Annotated in this window: 3 protein-coding genes; all 3 read left to right on the top strand. The window is 46.4% G+C overall.

Going from position 1 to position 1,699, the window contains the following annotated elements:
* Positions 1-346: 346 nt before the first annotated feature.
* Positions 347-613, top strand: a complete 267-nt coding sequence (locus AC2VE5_RS26475; protein WP_486890526.1) for a DUF4160 domain-containing protein — start codon at positions 347-349, stop codon at positions 611-613.
* Positions 603-1,160, top strand: a complete 558-nt coding sequence (locus AC2VE5_RS26470) for a DUF2442 domain-containing protein (protein WP_486890525.1) — start codon at positions 603-605, stop codon at positions 1,158-1,160. The genes AC2VE5_RS26475 and AC2VE5_RS26470 overlap by 11 nt, the downstream gene beginning before the upstream one ends.
* Before the next feature lie 235 nt (positions 1,161-1,395).
* The coding region (locus AC2VE5_RS26465) for a LysR family transcriptional regulator (RefSeq protein WP_486890524.1) at positions 1,396-1,699 on the top strand (304 nt) is incomplete at its 3' end.

Below are 1,699 nucleotides of genomic sequence, written 5' to 3'. Positions count from 1 at the left end.
GACCTCGTAGAAAGGCTAGGGGAGGATATTGCCCATCAGAACTTTTGACAAGATGGGCAAAAATTCTCAGAACTTCAACATCACCCTCACTCCTTGACTCTATAAACCCTGCCAACGAGAATCAAACCATAGCTTGGATGGGTTCTATGAATAGAATTAATAGATAGCAGCACTACCCTGACTTGCTGCAACAATCCTCACACTGCTAGATCAGCACCATGAACGGCCTTACTTATAGGCTGCTACTAGGTTGAGAAAAGGGTAGAGCAGTTGCCAAACGAGCGGATTAACTTTACGTTGATAAAACCTAAGCGATAGGTTTTAATGGGATATAATCGGGCAAGTAATGGAAGTATTAAAAGATTCCAAGAAAAACCTTTACATCTATATCTACACCAATGACCATGACCCTGCCCATGTCCATGTTTTTAGCGGTAGGAGGAGCAGCTCCAACGAATGCGAGGCAAAAATCAATATTGGCACTAACGAAGCACCTCCTTCATTCGTGCAGATCTACAACATGAAAGGAAAGGTTGCGATTCAGGCACTACACCTTGTTGCGGAGAATCAAGACATGCTTTTAGAGAAATGGAAGGAGATACATGGTGGCTAAAAAGTGGAATCTCGAACAACTAACGCAAGAAAACCTGAAGAAACAAATAGAAACAGCAACAGAGGCAGGAAAAAATGCTGACGTTACTGAGCCGTGCGCCGAAGCAGTGCACTACGACAGGTTGGATAATCGAATCATTATCAAGCTAAGGAACGGCGCTATTTCAAGCTTCCCTCCTCATCTTGTTCAAGGGCTAGTGGGTGCGTCTCCAGAGCAAATCAATGACTTTTTTATTACCCCTGGTGGGAGAAGTATTCGCTGGGAAAGCTTAGACCTCGATTTCAGTATTCCTGGATTGGTCGCCAATATTTTTGGAACCAAAGAATGGATGGCTGAGCTAGGAAGACAAGGAGGACGAAAAACCTCTATCGCTAAAGCAGAATCGTCTCGTAAGAATGGCGCAAAGGGAGGACGCCCCAAAAAAGCTTCTCCACAAATAGAAGAAGAGGAAATTGCCCAAAAGGTCACAAAATCTCATTCAGCCATTCTAGACGTAACTCAACAGATGCTTGAAGACCCAGTTCAGCGGAAGCATGGCTTAGATTAGTAGAAGTAACTAGCAAATGCCCTCAGCCAGCCTGATAGACTCAGCCGTACTCAGGAGTGGGCAAAAGATTCCGGCTCCCAAGTGGTTTCACGATGCAACAGAAGCTCAGGGGATTTTACGCAAGACAATATTCTCTGCTTTGTGCTCACTGCCATAGCTTGTAAAGGTCCTTGTCTCCGATAGCATGAGACTTATCGGCCCACTGAGGATTTTTTTACCCTCACTGTTATAGAAGATGAAGATATCTCAACTGCGATCGCTGGTGGCAGTGGCAGAGCACGGTAACTTTAGTGAGGCGGCCCTGACGTTGGGCGTTTCCCAATCGGCTGTTAGTCACGCGATCGCTAGTCTAGAAGCAGAATTAGGAGTAGTGCTATTTACCCGAGGCCGTCAGGGAGCTCATTTAACCCCTGTGGGTGAGCAGCTAATTACTCAGGCCCACCAGGTTCTGGGGTTACTAGAAGAGATGGCAAAAACTGCCAACCTTGCCAGGGGCTTGCAGGGAGGGCAGGTCCGAGTCGCTTCCTTTCGCAGCGTTG

It is taken from the genome of Aliterella sp. E5.1 (assembly GCF_057473825.1).
This window is presented reverse-complemented; position numbering and strand designations above follow the sequence as displayed.